Origin of the sequence: Paenirhizobium daejeonense, from assembly GCF_014280875.1 — a bacterium.
Taxonomy (GTDB): domain Bacteria; phylum Pseudomonadota; class Alphaproteobacteria; order Rhizobiales; family Rhizobiaceae; genus Allorhizobium; species Allorhizobium daejeonense.
In genome coordinates this window covers 325,918-346,614 of the sequence record NZ_JACLAL010000001.1, presented here as the reverse complement: position 1 = coordinate 346,614, position 20,697 = coordinate 325,918, and the positions used below count along the sequence as shown (strand labels likewise).

Below are 20,697 nucleotides of genomic sequence, written 5' to 3'. Positions count from 1 at the left end.
CTTCAAGCCGTCAGCCCTTCCTGAGCGCGGTGCCGCCCTCGCCGGCGGCATCGTTTTGTTTCGCCGCCCCGTGTCGGGCGGCGACATGCCTGAAGCCCTCGATCTGCATCCGCAGGCCGAAATCGAAGCGCTCGTCGCTGCTCTCGCCGGTGATTTCCGCCATCACAGAGACGGCGAGAGGATAGGCTTCCAGCAATTCCGGCGGATGGGCCGCCGCTTGCTGCTTCCCCTGCTTTTCCGTGAATGCCTGCTCCTCTATCGCAAAGCCGAGCACGTAATAGAGCAGTGTGAACGTGCCCCAGGCCGCCAGGCGCTCGTCGCCGCTCGCCTCCTTCAGACATTCCATCACATGAGACCCGACCCGCAGCACATTGCCGGAGACGGGAAACGTGCCGGCGAAGACGCGTGCGGCATCGCGACGTGACAGCAGGGCGCGGCGCAACTCGTTTGCGATTGCCGCGAGACGCGTGTCCCACGGTTCGCCCATCCGCATTTCCACCGCCACGGGCATCAGCAGGGCTTCGGCCATTCCGTCGAGAAGGGCATCCTTGTTGGCGAAATGCCAATAGAGCGATGGTGCCTGGATCTTCAGCGTTTCCGCCAGCTTGCGCATCGTCAGACCTTCCAGACCGCTCTCATCGAGCAGGCCCAGCGCAGTGGCGATCACCTCTTCCTTCACGACAGCCATGATTTTTCTCCATCGATCTCGCTTGACTCCCTAACATCGTTAGATCAACCTAACAACGTTAGATTGGAGATATGTCATGCAAAACTTTCACGAAGTCATCATTGTCGGCGCCGGGCCAGTCGGGCTTTGGCTTGCCTGCGAGCTCAGGCTCGCAGGTGTCGATGTCCTGGTCCTCGAGCGCCGCACGGAGCGCAGCCGGCAATCCCGCGCCCTGACCATTCACGGGCGCAGCATCGAGCTTTTCGCTCTTCGGGGTCTGGAGAAACGTTTCCTTGACGCCGGCCGGCCGATCCCGAGCGGTCATTTCGGCGTGCTCGACACGCGGCTCGATTTTTCCACCTTCGACAGCCGCTTCCCCTTCACGCTTTACCTGCCGCAGTCGGATACGGAGGCGCAGCTGGAAGAACGCGCCATTGAACTCGGCGCCAGAGTGGTGCGCGGCGAGAGCGTTACCGAGATCGAGGAGCAGGACGGGCAGGTTCTCGTTTCGACCGAGGGGGCGGTTCATGCCTGCGCCTTTCTGGTCGGCGCGGATGGTGCGAGAAGCATCGTGCGGGAAAGCGCCGGCATCCCGTTTTCCGGCGCACCGGCCCGCCACACGATGATGCTTGCCGATGTCGTGCTGGCCAATCCGCCGGCACGATCGGTCCTGTCGACGGTCAACGAAAACGGATGCGCCATGGTGGCGCCGCTTGGAGACGGGCAGCATCACCGCATCGTTCTGGTCGATCCCCTGCGCAGCCATGTGACCCGCACCGAACCGGTGACGCTTGAGGAAGTCACGCAATCCGCCCGGCGCATTCTGGGCAGCGATTTCGGCGCTCGCGATCCGATCTGGATGTCGCGCTTCGCGGACGAGACGCGCCTTGCCGACAGCTACCGGCGCGGACGTATCCTGCTTGCCGGCGATGCCGCGCATATCCATGCGCCGGCGGGCGGTCAGGGCATGAATGTCGGACTTCAGGACGCCATGAATCTCGGCTGGAAGCTGGCCATGGTGGTGCGCGGCCATGCTCCCGCATCGCTGCTGGACAGCTATGGCGAAGAACGTCGCCCGGTGGGTGAAGGCCTGTACAAGAACACGCTTGCCCAGGTCGCGCTGATGACCGAATTCAACCCGGCAACACTGGCGCTCAGGGAAGCCCTGAACGGGCTGTTGCAAATCCCGGCGGTCAACCACCGGCTGGCGGCGGAGCTTTCCGGCTTCGGCATCCGCTACGGTCGGATGGATACCGACGTCGTCGGTGCCGACCATCCAAAGGCGGGCACATCGGTTGGCGATGTCGACCTCGTGCTCGACGACGGCTCGGAGACCACGCTTTACCAACTGATGCAGGATGGCCGGTGGTTGGATCTTTCCCTTCAGCCGGGCACTCGCGCCGCACGCCCGCATTGGCTGCGTGAGGAGAATGTCGCGACCATCTCCGCCCACGCGAAGAGCGCCGCCCTGCCCGCCGATCTGCCCATGGGTCTGCCGGTGGCAATGACGATCCGGCCTGACGGATACCTCTATGCGGCAGCGTGAGATAGTGTCTATCGAAAGGCTCGACCCGCCGAGCCTCACGCAATCCTTCATCGGTCACATCGCCCAGATCGCCATTGCGCCACCTGCGTCAAGGCTTGCGGCGATCTCCGGACAGGTGGCGCTCGATGCGGACGGGAACCTCGTCGCGCCCGGCGATCATGCCGGGCAGGCGCGTCAGTGCTTCGCCAATATCCGGCATGCACTTGCTGCCATCGGGGCAGAACCGGAGCAGATCCTGCAGATGCGCATCCACGTCGTGGGTCATCGGCCGGAGCTGATCGGCCTCATATTCGAGGCGGGGCGAGAGGTGTTCGCCGAGCGCTGGCCGGTCACCGCCAGCACATGGATCGGCGTGGAAACCCTTGCCACGCCCGAATGGCTGGTGGAGATCGAGGCGCTGGTTACTGTTCCATCCTCGCCGTGATTACCCGGCTTCCGCTGACTCAACCCCGCCGCTGCATCCACCATGCGGCGGCGGCAAGCCCTATGCCCCCTAGCCACGGCGCGAGTGAGACGGCGAGCGCCGCGATATAGGTTTCGTAGGATTGCCCAGCCAAAAACCACTGCAGCAGCAGGGCTGCAATCCATCCGCCGACTGTGGCTGCGAACACCCAGGCTATACGGGTCTTCGCTCCCGGTGCGGCTCTTGTTTCGGGATTGCGCTTGCCGGAGACGATCCAGTACCAGATGCCCGCCATCAGAGCGCTGATCACCGCTACCAGGGGGCAGATGAAGAATGCCAGTCCCATGGCATTGGCGCCTTCGAGTTGCGACACCTCGAAGACATCGAAGGCCGCAAGTCCCACGCCGAGTGCTGCCAGATAACCGCCGACCAGAGCGGCGAGCATGACAAGCAGCGTTTTCAAAAGTCTCATCCCCATCGAGAACCTCCCCTTCCCCGAAAGCAGTTCCGAGCCGGTTTGCAGCCTGCACCGGTTCTTCACCAAAACCGATACGTTTCTCCGTATTGCCGCCCACCGCCCTCGCTTCCTAGGATCATCCCTGCTTGAAGGAGTGTCCAGTCCGTGTTTCCTGCTCACGGGGAAGCGGCGTCCACATAAGGTGGAGGACAGCAAGCGGACCCACCAACTTCGGGAGGAACTGCCATGAAATGGACTGCACCGAAATTCATCGAAGTCAGCTGCGGCATGGAAATCAACCGCTACGCACCGGCGGACGGTGACGAACCCGTCCTGTTCTGATCGCCCGGCGGGCACGGGGCGATGAGCAAACTTCGTTTCCTCGTGCTCGGCGCGGCCGCCGGCGGCGGGTTGCCGCAATGGAATTGCGGCTGTCCCAACTGCATGGCGGCGCGCGATCCGGCATCGGGCGTGACGCCGCAGACGCAATCGTCGCTGGCTGCCAGCGCCGACGGCGAACACTGGGCGATTTTCAACGCCTCACCGGACATCCGGGCACAGATTGAAAAAAATGCCTGCCTGCACCCGCGCGGCCTGCGCGGCAGCCCGATCCGTAGCGTCGTCGTCACAAACGGCGACATCGACCATATCACCGGCCTCTTGACACTTCGGGAAAAACAGCCGTTCACGCTGTTTGCCACGGCGGCGCTGATGGAGACGCTTCGGCAAAATCCGGTCTTCGAGGTTCTGGACCCGGCCCTTGTGGAGCGGAAGACGATTGCGCTCGACACCGTATTTTCTCCCCTTGCCGGGATGCGGATCCGACTGTTTTCCGTGCCCGGCAAGACGCCGCTCTATCTGGAGAAGGAAGGTCTAAGGCTCGGGCAGGAGAGCGAGGATACGGTCGGGGTGGAATTCCTGATCGGCGAACGACGGGCCTATTACATTCCCGGCTGCGGGGCGGTGACGCCGGCACTTGGCGCTCGTCTCAAGGGGGCCGACCTCGTCTTCTTCGACGGCACCGTCTTTACCGACCACGAGATGATTGCTGCCAGTGTCGGCCACAAGACCGGGCGGCGCATGGGACACATGCCGATCACCGGCGCGGGCGGTAGCCTGGCAGCGCTTTCCGCGCTTTCGCTCGCGCGGAAAATCTACGTGCACATCAACAATACCAACCCGATCTGGCAGGCCGGACCGGAGCGCCGGCAGGTGGAAACCGCGGGCTTCGAGATCGGCCATGACGGCATGGAGGTGAGTCTTGCAGACATCAGCATCCCCGCAGATATCGACGTCGCCTGAAAAAGCCGCCTTCGAGGCGCGTCTCAGGGCCATCGGCGCGGCACGCTATCACGACAAGCACCCCTTTCACCGGATGCTGCATGGCGGCGACTGTTCGATGACGCAGGTGCGCGCCTGGGTCATCAACCGCTATTACTACCAGAGCCGCATCCCGATGAAGGACGCCGCTTTCCTGTCCCGCTGCGAAAATCCCCGACTCCGGCGCATCTGGCGCAGCCGCATCGAGGATCATGACGGAGGCTTGACGGAGGGCGGCGGCATCCGGCGGTGGCTCCGGCTGGCGGAAGCCGTGGGGCTCGATCCCGATTATGTCGCCTCGACCCGCGGCGTTCTGCCGGGCACCCGTTTCGCCGTCGACGCCTATGTGCATTTCGTGCGGGAAAAGACACTGCTGGAGGCCGTGGCCTCGTCGCTCACCGAACTTTTCGCGCCGGCTATCCACGAGAACCGCATCGCCGGGCTGCTGAAACATTATGCCTTTGCCGACGACGCCGCCCTTTCCTACTTCCGCCAGCGGCTGAACGAAGCGCCGCAGGACGTCGCCTTCGGGCTTGCCCATGTGCTCGACCATGCCGACACATTCGAGAAGCAGGATGCGGCGGCGGCGGCGCTCACCTTCAAGACCGATGTACTCTGGTCGCAACTGGACACGCTGCATTCGGCTTACGTGGCGCCGGCGCGCATTCCGCCCGGCGGCTGGGACGGACGCGAGGGCGTGACGGGAGATCTCGACGACCAGCCCTTGCAGGGGGCGGCGGAATGAGCGGAAGCGACGCCCCTGCTGCCCCGGCAGTCACAGTCGATGGCGACACCGTCGCAAGGCTCGCCCGAGGCGTGAAGCTGCGGGAGGATCCGGTTCGCGGGCAGACCGTGCTGCTCGCCCCCGAACGGGCGCTGGCGCTGGACGAGATCGCGGTCGCCATTGTCCGAGCGCTGGACGGCAAGCGTAGCCTCGACGAGATCGCCGGGGATTTTTCCCGGCAGTTCGATGCGCCGAAAGAGGCCGTACTCGCCGATGTCGTGGCTTTCATCCGGGAGTTTTCCAACCGGCGACTGCTGGAGCTTGCGTCATGAACGAGCACTCAAGCCCCGCCCGCTTCGTCACCCAGCGTCCCGCGCCGCCGATCGCCATGCTGGCGGAACTGACCCATCGCTGTCCGCTCGCCTGTCCCTACTGTTCCAACCCTCTCGAACTCACCCGCGCCTCGGAGGAACTTTCGACCGTCGAGTGGATTGAGGTCTTCCGGCAGGCCGCCGGTCTCGGCGTGCTACATCTGCATCTTTCCGGCGGCGAACCCGCCTCGCGCCGCGATCTCGTCGATCTGACGCGGGCTGCAGCCGGTTTCGGCCTTTACACCAACCTCATCACATCGGGCATCGGGCTGACCGAAGCGCGCATTACCGAACTTGCCGATGCCGGTCTCGACCACCTACAGCTTTCGCTGCAGGGCGCGACGCCGGAAAAGGCCGATGTCGTCGGCGGTTATGCGGGCGGCTTTGCACGCAAGATCGCCGTTGCCGGCTGGACGCGCGGCGTGGGTATACCGCTCACGGTCAATGCCGTTTGCCACAAGCAGAACATGCGTGAACTCGAGGCAATGGTGGCGCTCGCCATCGAACTCGGTGCGCGCCGCATCGAGATCGCCACCGTGCAGTTTCACGGCTGGGCCGAACGCAACCGGCTGGCCCTGATGCCGACCCATGCACAAGTGGAAGCCGCGAACGCCTTCGTGGCGGAAGCCCGCCGCCGGCATGAAGGCGTGCTGGTGATCGATTATGTCCCGGCCGACCATCATTCCAGCTATCCGAAGGCCTGCATGGGCGGCTGGGGATCGAGCGGGCTGAACGTCACGCCATCGGGCCGGGTTCTTCCCTGCCATGCGGCTGAGACCATTAATGGGCTGACCTTCGACAACGTGCGGGAACGCGGGCTTGCCGACATCTGGTACGAAGGGAGCGCCTTCAACGCCTTTCGCGGCGATGACTGGATGCGGGAGCCCTGCCGAAGCTGCGCCCGCAAGCACATCGATCACGGTGGTTGCCGCTGCCAGGCCATGGCGCTTGCCGGCGATGCGCGCGCGACGGACCCCGTCTGCATGCACTCGCCGCTCCACGCAGCGCTTGCGGCGGCAGCCGAGGAGGATGGCCTCGCGGAACCTCCGGCCTTCGTCTATCGGGGTCGGCAGCCCTCCATCCAATCTTCATAGGACCACCTGCTCGCCCGCCACCCGGAGCTTATCGATGAACTGCGTTGAAATTGGCGATCGTCAGTTCCAAGGCGGGAAAGCTTTGTCTAAAACGCGGCGCGATCTTTCAGATTCGCTTCTCGCGTTTTAGTTCATTGTGTTGTCGCATGTCGTTGTTGCAAAACCGCTGCACACTTTTGCGCGACATGCTTTATGGTGCGTCGAGAAAATCAGACGGGGGGACAAGACATGTCGGCAATATTTGCGCGCATCGTCGCCATGATCGGCGCGGCGATGATCCTGATGCGGCGCTTCGGACAGAGCCCGGAAAGGCCGGCCATCGGCGGCGCACCGATCATTCCCGAAGCGAAAGCCCAGCGCATTCCGACGCTAAAGATGCCGACTGCGCGCGGCTGGATCGACGGCCACACGCCAACGGCGGCCCTCGGCCTGAAGGTCAACGCCTTCGCCAAGGGACTGAAGCATCCGCGCTGGATCCATGTGCTGCCGAACGGCGACGTGCTGACGGCCGAGGCGCTCGGCGTCGATGGTGGCCGGATCAGGACGCCCTTCGACTACGCCATGTATTCGACGATGAAGCGCGCCGCAGCCGTCGGCGAAAGCCCAAACCGCATCACGCTGCTGCGCGACGCCGATGGCGACGGCGTGGCCGAGGAGCGTCATACCTTCATGGAAGGACTCAACCACCCGTTCGGCATGGCGATGCTGCATGGCACCTTCTATGTCGGCAACACCGATGGCGTTGTCGCCTATCCTTATAGCGAAGGCGCGACCCATATAGCCGCGCAGGGACGCAGGATCGCCGATTTCAAGCCGGCCGGACACTGGACACGCAGCATTCTTGCAAGCCACGACGGCAAGAAGCTGTATGTCGGCGTCGGTTCGCTCAGCAATATCGCGGAAAACGGCTTCGAGGCGGAGGAAGGCCGCGCCTGCATCTACGAACTGGATCTCGAGACGGGGCATAACCGGATTTTCGCCGGCGGCTTGCGCAATCCGGTAGGCCTCGCCTTCGAGCCGACCACCGGCGACCTGTGGACCGTGGTCAACGAACGCGACGGCCTCGGCGACGAGACGCCGCCCGATTACCTGACATCGGTGAAGGATGGCGGTTTCTATGGCTGGCCCTATTGCTACTGGGGCCAGACAGTGGACGACCGCGTGTTGCAGAATCCGGGGCTGGTCGCCAGCGCCATCCGGCCGGACTATGCGCTCGGTGGGCACACCGCCTCGCTCGGCCTCTGCTGGCTTCCGGCCGGTACCCTGCCCGGCTTCCCCGACGGCATGGTTATCGGCCAGCACGGCTCGTGGAACCGCTCGACGCTCGCCGGCTACAAGGTGATCTTCGTGCCCTTCGAAAACGGCCGGCCTTCCGGCCCGCCGCGAGATATCCTCACCGACTTCCTCGCTCCCGACGAGAAGCATTCCTACGGCCGCCCGGTCGGCGTCACGATCGGCCCGGATGGCTCGCTGCTTGTGGCCGACGATGTGGGTGACGTGATCTGGCGGGTGACGGGAGCCTGAGGCGACGCTGAAGCAAAAAAAGAAAGGGCGGTTGCAAGACCGCCCTTTTCCGTTTGAAACCAGCAATAGCGCGTCGGCTCGAGAACTATGCCGCGCGGGCTGCCCGGACGGGTTGAGCGAACGAGGAGCGTGCAGGTTGCTGCCCGTAGCTTGCGCCATCGAGACGGAAATGCTGCGCCAGTCCGGCGAGGTTCTCCGCCTCATGTGCCAGCGACTGGCTGGCCGCATTGGTTTCTTCCACCATCGCAGCATTCTGCTGGGTCATCTGATCCATCTGGTTGACAGCAGTATTGACCTGGCTCAGTCCGACGGACTGCTCCTGGGTCGAAGCTGCAATCTCGTTCACGAGCGCTGAAATCTCGATGATCTGACGGACGATCTGATGCAGGGCTTCGCCGGTCTTGCCAACCAGAGAGACCCCCTGACCAACCTGCTGCGACGAGGTGGTGACCAGCGTCTTGATATCCTTCGCGGCGTTTGCGGAACGCTGCGCTAGCTCACGGACTTCCTGGGCAACGACTGCAAAGCCCTTGCCGGCTTCGCCCGCACGAGCGGCCTCGACTCCAGCATTGAGCGCAAGAAGATTGGTCTGGAAAGCGATTTCGTCGATGACGCCGATAATCTGACCGATTTCTTTCGACGACGCTTCGATCTGCGACATCGCAACAACGGCGTTTTCCACGATCCCACCGGACTGCTCTGCGGACGCACGGGCATCCACGGTCACATCCGCCACCTTGCGCGCGCCCTCGGCGGAGCGTTTGACAGTTGCGGTAATCTGCTCAAGCGCAGCGGCCGTTTCCTCCAGAGACGCGGCCTGCTGTTCGGTGCGTCGCGAAAGATCGTCGGAAGCCCGGCCGATCTCGACGGCGCCGCCCCTGACCGATCCGATCACGGTCACGACCGACCTCATCATTTCAAACAACTTGTCCGCCGCGACGTTGAAATTGGTCTTCAGCGACATCGCCTTGGGCTGCATCTCGGCAGTGATACGATGTGTCAGGTCGCCGGATGCAAGCGCGGCAAGCCCTTCGTTGATTGCCTCGATAGCGATGCGATCGTGCTCGGCATCAACGGCAGCCTTCTGCTGCATCAACATCTGTTCGTGAACGTCGGTCAACGAGCCACAGGCGCGGATGGTCCGGCCATCCGGCTGATGAATACAGCCGCCTGTCGCCCGGAACCAGCGATAGGTGCCGTCTCGCATCTTCAGACGATAATTGACCCGATAGCGAACCTTGCCGGTCCTGTCCTTGAGATGCTCGCCGAAAGCTGCAAAGGTCGGCTCTACATCCTCCGGATGCAGCCTGTCGGCCCACGACTGTACGACGTTCGGGAATTCCTTTTCGGTCTCGAAACCGATCATCCGGCGAAACTCCGCCGACCAGGTCCAGCGACTTTGCGGATGCATCGCGTCGCCGTTGAGCAGCACGGCTTCCCAGAGGCCTACTCCAGACGCCTCGTCTATCAGATTCGAACGCTCGGTGATAACAGCCAGACGGTTCCTCAGTTCATTAAGCTCTTTCGACTGACGACCGTTAAAAAACGCCATGCTTTCCCCCATCACGTTGGAATAACGTGCAAATTTTCGCCATACAGGCGGCATCACTAAACAGAATATTGCTTAAAAAGTCATGAATGTTAGACATTAGACCAAGTCGACCGAGCCTCTGTCACGACTGCTGTCGGGAGGTTATAATCAGTAAAGACACTTTGACGGACGGAGACATTGCTGACGGGAACACTCCCGCCCTTGTCGCGTTGTCAGGCAGCATTACGTGGGGCTTTCCAACATGAACGACGGATCGAAGGGATCTGGCTCCAGCCAGGAAACCACGGAGGCACGAGCGACGCGGGTGACGGACGTACGCCGCAGGGCCCCCCATCGCGTAAAAGCACGCAAGACCGCACTCGATCTCGCCATGATCTGGTCCGTGATCGGCATCTTCGTGATCCTTGCGGTGACGGCAATCCAACTCGCCTCGAGCGTGCTGATACCAATCACGCTTGCCGTGGTCGTCGGACTGATCCTCGGGCTTGCGGCGGACAGGCTGGGAGCGCTCGGCATTCCCTCCATGCTTTCCGCGCTCATTCTAACCACACTTTTTGCGGCCCTGATCTTCTTCATCGCCAACACGCTGATCGGACCGCTAAGCGACCTTGCCGCCAGCGCGCCCACCATGGCGGAAAAGGCAGTGGACCGCATCCTGCCCTATCTCCAACGCATCAAGTGGCTTCATATCACCAGCGCCAGCTTTCGCTCCGGCCCGATGTCCATGGAGGCGCTGATCGAAAACAGCAGCACCGTGCTTTCGACGGTCGCCGCACGGGTAACGCCCGCCGTGGTGCAAACGCTGATCTTCTTTGCCGCTCTCGTTCTCTTCCTCGGCAGCCGCCACGCCATCCGCAAGACGTTGATCGTCGCTTTCCGCGACCGGGCACGGCGACTTGCAGCAATCCGCACCTTCAACGCCATCGAACAGGCTCTCGGCTTCTACTTCGCCACGGCGTCGCTGCTCTACGCCGTGGTCGGTATCTCCATGACGATCATTGCCTGGGTAGGCGGGCTCGACATGCCGGTGCTCTGGGGCTTTTTCGCCTTTCTGTCGAGCTTCGTGCCCTTCCTCGGCGTCGCCGCCATGACGACCGCGCTTGCGATTGCAGGACTTCTCACCCATGACAGCCTGCTCTTCGGCCTGTTGCCCGCAGCCGCCTTCTTCGCGGTGCATATGGTGATGGAAAACCTGGTCACTCCGGCGGTCATGGGCCGACGACTGGAGATCAATCCCTTCGCCGTCTTCGTCGCCATTATCTTCTGGACATGGCTTTGGGGTGCCATAGGGGCGATGCTGGCAGTGCCGCTTTCGCTGATTGCCATCACCATCACCAGCGAATTGCTGCCACAGAACCGCATTCAGCCGAACCTCCCGGACTGACGGGCCTCCCGGTAATCGGAGGCACTTCAAGATTTTCGGCTAATTTGACAAAACGCAATCTCAACCTTCAAATCTTCGTATATATGATTTTTTATATGCAAAGCAAACGGGAGGTTGCTTCATGGCGCATGTCGTCGTACTCGGTGCCGGTCTCGGCGGCACCATCATGGCCTATGAACTGAGAGAGGCGCTGTCACGTGACGACAGAGTCTCGATCGTCAACAAGGGGACGAGATACTCCTTCGTGCCGTCAAACCCGTGGGTTGCCGTCGGCTGGAGGGACAGAGAGAGTATCGAGGTCGACCTGGAACCCGCATGTCGAAAACGCGACATCGCGCTCCATCCTCAAGGTGCCAAACGGCTGCACGCCGCAGAAAACCGCATCGAACTCGCGGATGGCGGCTTCATCGACTACGACTATCTTGTGATTGCTACGGGACCGGAACTCGCTTTCGACGAAATTCCCGGCTTCGGGCCTGACGCCAACAGCCACTCTGTCTGCCATATCGATCATGCGCTTGACGCCCGCGCGGCGTTCGAAAAGTTGCGAGCCAAACCCGGTCCGGTGGTGATAGGTGCGGTGCAAGGCGCTTCGTGCTTCGGCCCGGCCTACGAATTCGCCTTTATCCTAGAAAAGGCATTGCGGGATGCGAAAGTCCGTGATCGCGTGCCGATGACATTCGTCACATCGGAACCGTATATGGGCCATCTCGGTCTCGATGGTGTCGGAGATACCAAGAGCCTGCTGGAAAGCGCATTGCGCTCCAAACACATCAAATGGATCACCAATGCCAGGGTCAAGGAGGTCGGTCCCGACAAGGTCACCGTCGAAGAGGTAAACGAGGACGGATCCATCAAGGTCACGCATGACGTGCCGTCCGTCTACACCATGATGCTACCCGCCTTCCGCGGGGTGGAGGCAGTGCGTGATATCGAGGGGCTCACCAATCCGCGCGGCTTTATTCTGGTCGACCGGCATCAGCAGAATGGACGGTATCCGAATATCTTTGCTGTCGGAGTCTGTGTGGCAATCGCTCCCACAGGAAAGACACCCGTCCCTGTCGGCGTGCCGAAGACAGGGTTCATGATCGAGAGCATGGTAACGGCAACAGCAAAGAATATTTCTGCGTTGGTGCGCGGTGAAAAGCCGAAGGCACAGAGTACATGGAACGCGGTGTGCCTTGCCGACTTCGGCGATAGCGGCATCGCCTTCGTGGCGCAACCGCAGATCCCGCCTCGCAACGTCAACTGGTCATCCCAGGGAAAATGGGTTCATGCCGCGAAGATCGGGTTCGAGAAATATTTCCTGCATAAGATAAAAAGCGGACAAGCCGAACCCTTCTACGAAAAGCTCGCGTTGCAAGTGCTCGGCATAGACAAGGTGAAAGCAGTCACGTTCGACCAGGAATGACAGACGCGACCAGGAATGACAGACGAAACTGTCGGGCGGCTTCAAGCTACGAGGCCGCCTCTTCCTGAGGCGGGGTATCACCCTGCGCAGCAAGACGGTCGGTCACGTCGTCGGCAGTCATCGGGCGGCCATAATAATACCCCTGCACATAACGAATACCTGCTGCCTGCACCGCCCTCAGTTCGGCTTCCGTCTCGACACCCTCTGCCAGGCATGCGACGCCGAGATTGGCGGCAAGATCCGCAATCGCGCGGATGATGTTGCGGCCGACGGCTTCGTCCTCCTTGAGGCCGGTCACGAAGCAACGGTCCATCTTGATCCGGTGCAGCGGGAAGCGATGGATATAGGCAAAGCTGGAATAGCCGGACCCGAAGTCATCGAGAGCGATCTGGCAGCCCATCGCGTCCAATATCCCGAGCGAACCGCGTGCACGCTCGAAATCGGTCATCATCGATGTTTCGGTGATTTCCAGGATCAATCGTTCCGGCGCAAGTCCACTTTCCTGGACAAGGCCAACGATGTTTGCGATGGATCGTGGTGAGACAAGGTCGACGGCCGAAAGATTGAAGGAAAGCTTGACGTCTTCCGGCCATGTCACCGCAGCCGCCAACGCTTTCTGCAGAAGAATGCCCGTCATCTGTTCGATCAGGCCCGAGCGTTCGGCGGCAGCGATGAACCGGGCAGGATTAACATTGCCGAGCGTTTCGCTGCTCCAGCGGGCAAGCGCCTCGAAACCCACAATCTTCTGCCGCATGAGGTCGTATTGTGGCTGGAAGACCACGGAGAGCTCCCTGGCGAGATCGCTGCTGCGCAGTGTCTGGTCGATCCGCCCGAAGTCGTTCATCTCCGCTTCATGGCAGGCCGAGAAGATCAGCACACCGCCGCGGCCTCCCCGCTTGACGCAGGACAGGGCATGATCGGCACGCTCATAGATCTGGCGAACCGTTTCGCCGTTGGTCGGATAATGGGCGAAGCCGATCGATGCGGAAATCGAAATGCCGATGCCGGAAATCACGAAAGGCTGGCGCAACCTGTCGCATATGTCGCGGCCTACCGCGTTCAGGGTATCCCTGGTCAACACCTTCGGGATGGCCAGTGCGAACTCGTCACCACCAAGGCGCGCAATCAGATAGGCCGGAGGACAGACGGTCCTGATACGTTGTCCGACTTCGACCAGAAGGGCATCGCCGATGGCGTGCCCGTGCAGGTCGTTGACCGGCTTGAAGCCGTCGAGGTCGATAATGCCGACATAGACAGGGCTGCCGGTTTCCGACGCGCTCGCCACGAAGGCCTCGAGGGTGGAGAAGAAATGGCGCCGATTCGGCAAGCCGGTCAGGGAATCGATATCGGCCTGGAACTCGGCACGCGTACGCAAAAGGTCCGCCGCGATACGCGCGCGAACAGCCTTGAGAATGGCGGTCCGCATCAAAAGCGCCATTCCGACAGCGGCGAAGGTGCCCGCAAGACCGATCAGCGTATGTTGAAAGAAAATCTCCGGACCGGCGCGGTTTGCGAACCAGAGCATCGTTGCAAGAGACAGCGCGGATGAAGCGACGATAATCCTGACGCTGATTCCGGAGGTCGCAAAAAGCAACGTAGCGAACACGAAATAGACGAGTTTCTCCGGAATGAAGTCCATGAGAAGCGTAGCGGTGATGTTGAGGTAGACCAGCAGGTTCATCACCAGATTGGTCAATTCGAGCCGATGATAATCGCCATCACGCGTCAACCACTTCTCATGAAGATAGAGGCTTACAACGAAGGTCACGAAGGATAGAGCACCAAGCTTCTGGAAATGCTCGCCGTCCTGAAAAAGGAAGTGAACGACGGTGATCAGACAATAGTAGACAGCCGCCGGAGCGAGGAAACCCCGTATGATGGGCCGGAAGGCGCTGGCCATCTCCTGACGGAGGATGTCCGCGGGAATGTTGGCCACGACCTCTTCGTTGTCATCGGGGAAGATTGAGGGCCGCGCCGGGTCCGGGGATATCATTCTACTGCTGACCAATGCTGGATTACTTGTGAGAAGGCGTTTGAGGTCCGGCCCAGCCTTCATGCCAGCTTTGATCGCATCGGATCCATCCAGACAGTTTCCTGTTTAGCAGCAACCCATTGAAGAAAAATAAACGCCGCAGACCATTCCATGGCCATCCAACGGGTTTCTAGCGCCGAACCTTGGTATTAAGGCCACAGCGGCAAGTATAGCTTGGCAAGGTGCTTACATGAGCACAAAGCCCTTTGGTTCCGGCAGCGGCGGGAGATCCTTTTCACCCAGCGCCTCTCGCAGGTTTATCTCGATCGTCTCCGCAATGGCTCCTATCGGCAGATCGTTCGGGAGGTCGCCGAACGGCTCCTCCAGTTCGTCACCAAGAGCGTCGAGACCGAAGAAGGTGTAGGCAACGAGAGCCGTTGCGAAAGGCGTGAGCCATCCCAACACATCGGCAAAACCGAAGGGCAGAAGGAAGCAGAAGATATAGGCAGTGCGATGCAGGAGCAGCGTGTAACCGAAGGGAACCGGCGTGAAGCGGATGCGTTCGCAAGCTGACAGGACCGACGACATATCGTGAAGGCTTGATTCCAGTACGGAATATTCGATGTCGCTCAGAGCTCCCGTCGCCTTCAGCCGTGCTGTCAGGCCGCCCATTTCCCGCAGGATGAAATCCGGCCGGTTGCGGCTTTCGAGAAAGGCGACGTGGCGCTCCTTCGGCAAGCGCAGGAGGATGCGGCCATGATCGCCGCCAGGGCGCAGATGGATCAGCAGCGTATAGGAAAAGGCGATGGCGAGTTCCAGCAGGCGGCGCCGCGCAACCGGTTCTCCATCGAGCATCCGTCCCTCGAGGATCAGCGATTGGCGGGCGAGGCTGCGAACCGCGATGACCAGTTGCCCCCAGTGCTTTCGTGCCTCCCACCAGCGGTCGTAACAGGCGTTATTGCGGAAGCCGAGAAAGATGGAGAGCGCGATGCCGACCAGCGCAAGCGGCGCGCTGTTGAAGCCCGGAACCAGAGCCGGCCAGAACCGGTGCGCCAAAATCACCAGCGCCGACAGGCCAAAGACGAACAGCACCTGCGGAAAGATCATCGGCAGGACCGAGCCGCGAAGAATGAAGAACAAGGCGAGAAGACCGGGCCGGTCGCGGACGATCATGGAACGTGAACCTCTGTTACCCGGGGACCGGGCCTGACATTCGTCTATCGCTTTCATAGGCGATTTTGTCCAGCGTGCACCGGCAACGCATGGCGCCGGAAACCGGAAGAGCCAATTCAAACGGTTCAATCCACGCCTTGCGTCGATGTTACTCAATCCGTTTGAAAATATGGAATTATATTAGCGCAAAATTTCTTGACATATATACTCATGTTTGCGATCCGAGGCGCCGAAATCAAGACAGAAACTGTCCACTTTTCGAAAGGTTCTCGCGATGCTTTCTGATCGCCTGCTCACGCGCCTTGCCGTTTCGGTCGCGGCTATCGGCTTTGCCGCCACGGCTTCCGCCGATCCGATCACCATCGTCGACCAGGCGGATCGCACCGTCACGCTTCAAAAGCCGGCCGACCGCATCGCCTCGATCCCGATCCCGATGGCATCGACGATCATTGCCATGGATGGCGGCACCTCCAAGCTCGTCGGCATGAACCCGACGGCAAAATCGGCGATCGTGGAAGGCGTACTCGGCAGGATCTTCTCCGAGGCGAAGAACATTCCCTCCGACATCACCGCGCCGAACTTCATTCCCAACATCGAGGAACTGGCGGCCACCCATCCCGATCTCGTGATCCAGTGGGCGGATTACGGCGCCGATCTGGTCGACCCGATCAGCAATGCCGGCCTCAACGTCGCGCTGATCTCCTACGGCACCGAGGAAAAGACCCGTTACTACCACAACATGGTGGCGACCGCGTTGGGCAAGCCCGAGCGCGCGGCCCTGATCAATGGCTGGCGCGATACGGTGGCCAACGAAATGGCTGCCAAGGCGAGGGACATTCCCGCCGACAAGAAGCCGAAGGTGCTCTATCTCGGTCGGGCGCTCGAGAACCTCACGGCATCGGGCAACAAGGGCAACTACAACGCCTGGTACATCGACCTCGTTGGTGGCGTGAACGCATCTTCCGACGTACAGGGCAACGGCACGACGATCAGCCCGGAGCAGATCGCCGAATGGAACCCCGACGTGATCCTGCTCAACAGCTTCGAAGCCAAGCTCGGGATCGACCGTATCTATAACGATCCGATCCTCTCGCTCACCAAGGCCGCCAAGGAGCGCAAGGTCTACAAGATGCCGCTCGGCGGCTATCGCTGGGATCCGCCGAGCCAGGAAAGCCCGTTGACCTGGATGTGGCTCGCCAACCTGCTGCATCCCGACGTCTTCACCTACGACCTGCGCGGCGAAATGAAGAAGGCCTACCAGACCCTCTACAACTACGACCTCAGCGATGCCGATATCGACGGCATCCTGTGGATGGACATGCAGGGTGCGGAAACCGCCTACGCCCAGTTCAAGGCCAAGTGAAATGAGCGCGGTCGCGACTGAACCGGTGCGGAGCGGTGTCTCCGCACTGAGGATCGGCATCTTCGGACTGATGATCGCGGGACTGGTCGCGACCATGCTGTTTTCCATCGGGGCCGGCCGGTTTTCCGTCTCCGTGCCCCGCATCGCGGAAATCCTCCTCAACGGAGCCCTCAACCCCGGCACGATCCCGGACGAGATGGACGAGCGCATCGTGCTGCTGGTGCGCCTGCCACGAGTCTTGCTCTCGGCGCTGTCCGGCGCGGCACTCGCCGTTGGCGGCGCGTCGCTTCAGGGCGTCTTCCGCAATCCCCTCGTCTCACCGCAGGTGCTCGGCATCAGCCAGGGTGCGGCCTTCGGTGGCGCGCTTGCGATCCTTTTCGGCTATTCCGGCATCGTACTGCTCGGCATGTCGTTCATTCTCGGGCTTGCCGCGCTCATCCTCGTCGGCGCGCTTGCCCGGATCAACGGACGCACCGAGATCATTACGGTCATCCTTTCCGGCATGGTGGTCGGCGCGATGTTTGCCGCGCTGGTTTCCATCGTGCAGTTCGTCGCCGATCCGAACACGTCGCTGCCGGCCATCGTCTACTGGCTGATGGGTTCGTTTTCGACCGCCACATGGGCAAGGCTGTGGCTTGCCGTCCCCGGCATGGCGCTCGGTCTCTTCGCCGTCTGGCTGCTGCGCTACCGGCTGAACCTGCTGGCACTGGAAGACAGCGAGGCACGTTCGCTCGGTGTCAATCCCGACCGCGAGCGCTGGATCGTCTTTGCCGCCATATCGTTGATGACCGGCACATCGGTCGCGGTCGCCGGCATCGTCGGCTGGATCGGCCTCGTGGTGCCGCATGCCGCGCGCATCCTCGTCGGCGAGGATCACAGGGCGCTGATCCCGGCATCGGCGCTGCTCGGGGCCGCCTATCTCACCTTCATCGATACGCTGGCCCGCACGCTGACAGCGGCCGAAATCCCGCTCGGCGTGCTGACCGCGCTGATCGGCGCTCCGGTCTTCGGCCTGCTTCTGCGGCGTCACTTCAGGGAGGCGAACCGCGCATGATCGGCCTCGAAAACGCTTCGGTCACCTTTGGCCAGCGCACGCTCTTCCGCAATGTCAGTTTCTCGGTTCCCGTCGGCCGTTCACTCGCCATCCTCGGCCCGAACGGTCGCGGCAAGACCACACTGCTGAGAGCTCTTCTCGGCTTCCAGCGGCTTGCCGACGGCAGCCGTCACGCGCCGAAGGTCGCGGGTTATGTGCCCCAGCATGGGGCATCGCAGGCAAGGCTTTCCGGCCTCGATGTCGTGGTGATGGGCCGCGCGGCTCATCTCGGACTGTTCGGCCAGCCGCGCCGCGAGGACAGGGACGCGGCAGAGGGAGCACTAGCGGAAGTTGGCGCTTCGGCACTTGCCGGCCTGCGCTACGACCGGATGTCGGGAGGCCAACGCCAGCTGGTGCTGATTGCCCGGGCGCTCGCCACAGGATCGCAGGCACTGGTATTCGACGAGCCGACCTCAGCGCTCGATCTCGGCAATCAGGCAAAGACACTGGAACTCTTGGATGCGCTGCGCCTTCGGCGCAACTACGCCATCATCTTCACCACCCACGACCCGAACCACGCACTCGCCGCCGCAGACGACGTGTTGATGATGATGCCGGGCGGACGTGAGGTCCACGGCACCGTTGCCGACATGATCGAGCCGGAGCGGCTGACCGAGCTTTACGGCGTCCCGATGCGCTGGGTCGATGTCGCCGGACCAGTTGGCGAAACACGCCGGGCAATCCTGCCCGCATTCGCCGGAATTGAGGCAGCATGAGCACGATCTATCTGAAATCCGCCTATGGCAAACCGTCGCCGGGCATTCTGGACGCGGCGGCGCGCGGCGATGTCGTCATCGTCGAGCAGAAGGATCTGACGGCGGAGGTGCTCGCCGCCCACACGGGCCTCATCACCGGACAGCAGCTCGACCAGAACGCCCTTCTGGCGCTGAAGCCCGCGCTCGAAGCCTTTCTCGATGCCGGCGGACGCTGGTTCTTCAACGGCCATGTCGTGCGCGCCCTAGTGGACGGGATGGCACAATACCGGCCAATCGACGCTCCAAAGCGGGCGGATTTCGATCTCTCTTCCATCAATCCGCATCCGCTCTATGACGGTCTCGACCTGAAAAAGCTGGAAGCCAACAAGGGCGTGGCCGGTTTCTATGGCCGCGGCTGCAATCCCCTGCCGGAGGGTGCCGTTGCCATCAACGGGCTGGGACCGGCTCAGGTGCCGGTCGACTGGGTCTGGGCGCGGCCGCGTGGCGGGCGCATCTTCTCCCATGCCGGCAACGACCTCGCCAGCATGGGGATGGAATGGGGGCTGGCCCCGGGACTTTCCGCCCGTATCCTCGACTGGGTCAATGGCGGCCCCTGCCTCGATCCCTGGCCCGCAAATTCGGCAAAGCCTTCCGACAACCTGCCGCTGGCAGAGGCGGAGGCCTATACCGGCCCGAAATCCTCAGGCAAGACCGGCCGGCGCATCGTCACCCCCTCCTCCGGCACCTACTACAATATCCGCAGCCTCGAAGGGCCGCGCTATGCCGGGTATTTCGACGTGGTGACGGCACCAGAGAAACTCGGCGAGGTGCTGCGCCCCGACGATGTGCTCTGGGTTCCCTGCCGCACGCCCGCACATCGAATGATCGCGCAGAAAGACGTCGTTGCACACCATCTCGCCGCCGGCGGCACGGTCGTCGCGCTCGGGGAAAGCCATTCCGACCTTTGGCTTCCGGCCATCGACTTCACCGAGACGCCGACGAACTGGTGGTGGTGGCTCGACCCCGAGGCCGATCTCGGCGTGACGGTAACCGATACAGCTGCCTCCCACCCGCTGATGAAGGATATCGGCGACAAGGAGGTCACCTGGCATCTGCATGGCTGGTTCGTGCCGCCCGAAGGTGCCGAAGTTCTCGCCCGTGACGGAGAAGGCCGCGCGATCCTCTACGTCGACGACGTCTCGACACCCGGACGGATGATCATTTCCTCGCTCGATCCGATGTTCCATCACGGTTCGCATTTCATGCCGGCGACGACCCGTTTCCTCGACCGGTTCATTCCCAATCTGAGGGCCTACACCCATGCATGACACGATTACCGTCCGCGAAGGCGGCAAGAACCTCACTTTCACCTTCGCCGATATCAACGCCTATCACGGCGGCGGATTTCCGGGCGGCGTGGTGCATGGATTGAAGGCGATGCAGGCGGCTTTTCCCCTTCTCGCCGACACGCCGCCGGAGCGCCGCGAAATCACCGTGGTCACCGCATTTCCAGGCCCCGGCGGTCGTGATGCCATCGAAATGGCAACGCGGGTCCTGACGGACGGGCGGCTGACGGTCGACCGAAGCCTCGGCGGCAAGGATGTGATTTCCGATCCTCCCGGCCCCTATGTCTGGCGCTTCACCTACAGGGGCAAAACCGTCGAGGTGAGGATCAAGCCTGGCCATGTGCGCGAGGAGTTCGTCACGCTCGGCGCCAAGAAGGACAAGACGGAAGACGAAACCGCTCGCCACGAGGCGCTGAAGGTCGAGATGGCCGAACGTCTTCTGCCGCTGCCGGCAGGCGACATCTACGTGGCGAAGGTTCTCTGACGTCGTCCCCCCGGAATACCGGAGCGGGCCAAGCCTTTCCATCTCGGGAAAAGATCGCCGGCGGTCAACACCGGCGATCCGCGTCACACGACTGTCATACCGGCGGCCTATTCCCGCG

The 20,697-nt window shown here is 62.0% G+C and carries 20 protein-coding genes; 15 read left to right on the top strand and 5 right to left on the bottom strand.

Translation table 11 applies throughout. The annotated features are described in order from the left end of the window. Window positions 1-10 precede the first annotated feature (10 nt). Complete coding sequence (locus tag H4I99_RS01595) at window positions 11-688, bottom strand: TetR/AcrR family transcriptional regulator C-terminal domain-containing protein (RefSeq protein ID WP_163903994.1); 678 nt, start codon at window positions 686-688, stop codon at window positions 11-13. 76 nt (window positions 689-764) lie between these two features. Here H4I99_RS01595 and H4I99_RS01590 point away from each other — a divergent pair, with 76 nt between their 5' ends. Both H4I99_RS01590 and H4I99_RS01585 read left to right on the top strand, forming a co-directional pair. Continuing rightward, on the top strand, window positions 765-2,213 hold the full coding sequence (locus H4I99_RS01590) for an FAD-dependent monooxygenase (protein WP_163903992.1): 1,449 nt from the start codon (window positions 765-767) through the stop codon (window positions 2,211-2,213). Continuing rightward, complete coding sequence (locus H4I99_RS01585) at window positions 2,200-2,637, top strand: RidA family protein (protein WP_194362004.1); 438 nt, start codon at window positions 2,200-2,202, stop codon at window positions 2,635-2,637. The genes H4I99_RS01590 and H4I99_RS01585 overlap by 14 nt, the downstream gene beginning before the upstream one ends. A 19-nt stretch (window positions 2,638-2,656) precedes the next feature. Here the strand turns inward: H4I99_RS01585 and H4I99_RS01580 are convergent, their stop codons facing one another. After that, window positions 2,657-3,094, bottom strand: coding sequence for a hypothetical protein (locus H4I99_RS01580; RefSeq protein ID WP_163903990.1), 438 nt, complete (start codon window positions 3,092-3,094; stop codon window positions 2,657-2,659). Window positions 3,095-3,319: 225 nt separating this feature from the next. On the opposite strand from H4I99_RS01580, the gene pqqA reads away from it, so the two are divergent. The 6 genes from pqqA (at window position 3,320) to H4I99_RS01550 (ending at window position 8,106) form a co-directional block, all read left to right on the top strand. Beyond that, window positions 3,320-3,415, top strand: coding sequence for a pyrroloquinoline quinone precursor peptide PqqA (pqqA, locus tag H4I99_RS01575; protein WP_099056987.1), 96 nt, complete (start codon window positions 3,320-3,322; stop codon window positions 3,413-3,415). Between the two features lie 21 nt (window positions 3,416-3,436). Beyond that, the gene (gene pqqB, locus H4I99_RS01570) at window positions 3,437-4,375 is read left to right on the top strand and encodes a pyrroloquinoline quinone biosynthesis protein PqqB (RefSeq protein WP_163903988.1); all 939 of its coding nucleotides are present in this window, start codon (window positions 3,437-3,439) and stop codon (window positions 4,373-4,375) included. Then, window positions 4,335-5,138: a pyrroloquinoline-quinone synthase PqqC gene (gene pqqC, locus H4I99_RS01565; protein ID WP_194362003.1), complete on the top strand. Its 804-nt coding sequence runs from the start codon at window positions 4,335-4,337 to the stop codon at window positions 5,136-5,138. Before pqqB ends, pqqC begins: the two co-directional genes overlap by 41 nt. Beyond that, window positions 5,135-5,449 carry a pyrroloquinoline quinone biosynthesis peptide chaperone PqqD gene (pqqD, locus tag H4I99_RS01560; protein ID WP_163903986.1) on the top strand — a complete coding sequence of 105 codons (315 nt, stop codon included), beginning with the start codon at window positions 5,135-5,137 and terminating at the stop codon, window positions 5,447-5,449. The genes pqqC and pqqD overlap by 4 nt, the downstream gene beginning before the upstream one ends. Continuing rightward, complete coding sequence (gene pqqE, locus H4I99_RS01555; protein ID WP_163903984.1) at window positions 5,446-6,582, top strand: pyrroloquinoline quinone biosynthesis protein PqqE; 1,137 nt, start codon at window positions 5,446-5,448, stop codon at window positions 6,580-6,582. The genes pqqD and pqqE overlap by 4 nt, the downstream gene beginning before the upstream one ends. A 228-nt stretch (window positions 6,583-6,810) precedes the next feature. Continuing rightward, window positions 6,811-8,106, top strand: coding sequence for a PQQ-dependent sugar dehydrogenase (locus H4I99_RS01550; protein WP_163903983.1), 1,296 nt, complete (start codon window positions 6,811-6,813; stop codon window positions 8,104-8,106). A gap of 85 nt (window positions 8,107-8,191) precedes the next feature. Here H4I99_RS01550 and H4I99_RS01545 read toward each other — a convergent pair whose 3' ends face one another. Further along, entirely contained in the window at window positions 8,192-9,658 is a 1,467-nt protein-coding gene (locus tag H4I99_RS01545) for a methyl-accepting chemotaxis protein (RefSeq protein ID WP_244624834.1), read from the bottom strand. Between the two features lie 226 nt (window positions 9,659-9,884). Between H4I99_RS01545 and H4I99_RS01540 the strand changes: the two genes are divergently transcribed. Both H4I99_RS01540 and H4I99_RS01535 read left to right on the top strand, forming a co-directional pair. Beyond that, complete coding sequence (locus tag H4I99_RS01540) at window positions 9,885-11,042, top strand: AI-2E family transporter (protein ID WP_425314345.1); 1,158 nt, start codon at window positions 9,885-9,887, stop codon at window positions 11,040-11,042. Window positions 11,043-11,163: 121 nt separating this feature from the next. Further along, the gene (locus H4I99_RS01535) at window positions 11,164-12,453 is read left to right on the top strand and encodes an NAD(P)/FAD-dependent oxidoreductase (RefSeq protein ID WP_163903980.1); all 1,290 of its coding nucleotides are present in this window, start codon (window positions 11,164-11,166) and stop codon (window positions 12,451-12,453) included. Window positions 12,454-12,499: 46 nt separating this feature from the next. Here the strand turns inward: H4I99_RS01535 and H4I99_RS01530 are convergent, their stop codons facing one another. Both H4I99_RS01530 and H4I99_RS01525 read right to left on the bottom strand, forming a co-directional pair. Further along, window positions 12,500-14,389 carry a putative bifunctional diguanylate cyclase/phosphodiesterase gene (locus H4I99_RS01530; RefSeq protein WP_163903979.1) on the bottom strand — a complete coding sequence of 630 codons (1,890 nt, stop codon included), beginning with the start codon at window positions 14,387-14,389 and terminating at the stop codon, window positions 12,500-12,502. A gap of 282 nt (window positions 14,390-14,671) precedes the next feature. Next, on the bottom strand, window positions 14,672-15,598 hold the full coding sequence (locus H4I99_RS01525) for a bestrophin family protein (RefSeq protein ID WP_163903977.1): 927 nt from the start codon (window positions 15,596-15,598) through the stop codon (window positions 14,672-14,674). Window positions 15,599-15,872: 274 nt separating this feature from the next. Between H4I99_RS01525 and H4I99_RS01520 the strand changes: the two genes are divergently transcribed. The 5 genes from H4I99_RS01520 to H4I99_RS01500 are packed head-to-tail and all read left to right on the top strand — an operon-like array spanning window position 15,873 to window position 20,579. Continuing rightward, complete coding sequence (locus H4I99_RS01520) at window positions 15,873-16,961, top strand: ABC transporter substrate-binding protein (RefSeq protein WP_163903975.1); 1,089 nt, start codon at window positions 15,873-15,875, stop codon at window positions 16,959-16,961. A 1-nt stretch (window position 16,962) separates the two neighbouring features. Beyond that, complete coding sequence (locus H4I99_RS01515) at window positions 16,963-18,015, top strand: FecCD family ABC transporter permease (RefSeq protein WP_163903973.1); 1,053 nt, start codon at window positions 16,963-16,965, stop codon at window positions 18,013-18,015. Further along, the gene (locus tag H4I99_RS01510) at window positions 18,012-18,770 is read left to right on the top strand and encodes an ABC transporter ATP-binding protein (protein WP_163903971.1); all 759 of its coding nucleotides are present in this window, start codon (window positions 18,012-18,014) and stop codon (window positions 18,768-18,770) included. Before H4I99_RS01515 ends, H4I99_RS01510 begins: the two co-directional genes overlap by 4 nt. Continuing rightward, the gene (locus H4I99_RS24320; protein WP_194362002.1) at window positions 18,767-20,077 is read left to right on the top strand and encodes a hypothetical protein; all 1,311 of its coding nucleotides are present in this window, start codon (window positions 18,767-18,769) and stop codon (window positions 20,075-20,077) included. The genes H4I99_RS01510 and H4I99_RS24320 overlap by 4 nt, the downstream gene beginning before the upstream one ends. Next, on the top strand, window positions 20,070-20,579 hold the full coding sequence (locus H4I99_RS01500; RefSeq protein WP_163903969.1) for a hypothetical protein: 510 nt from the start codon (window positions 20,070-20,072) through the stop codon (window positions 20,577-20,579). Before H4I99_RS24320 ends, H4I99_RS01500 begins: the two co-directional genes overlap by 8 nt. Window positions 20,580-20,697 lie beyond the last annotated feature (118 nt).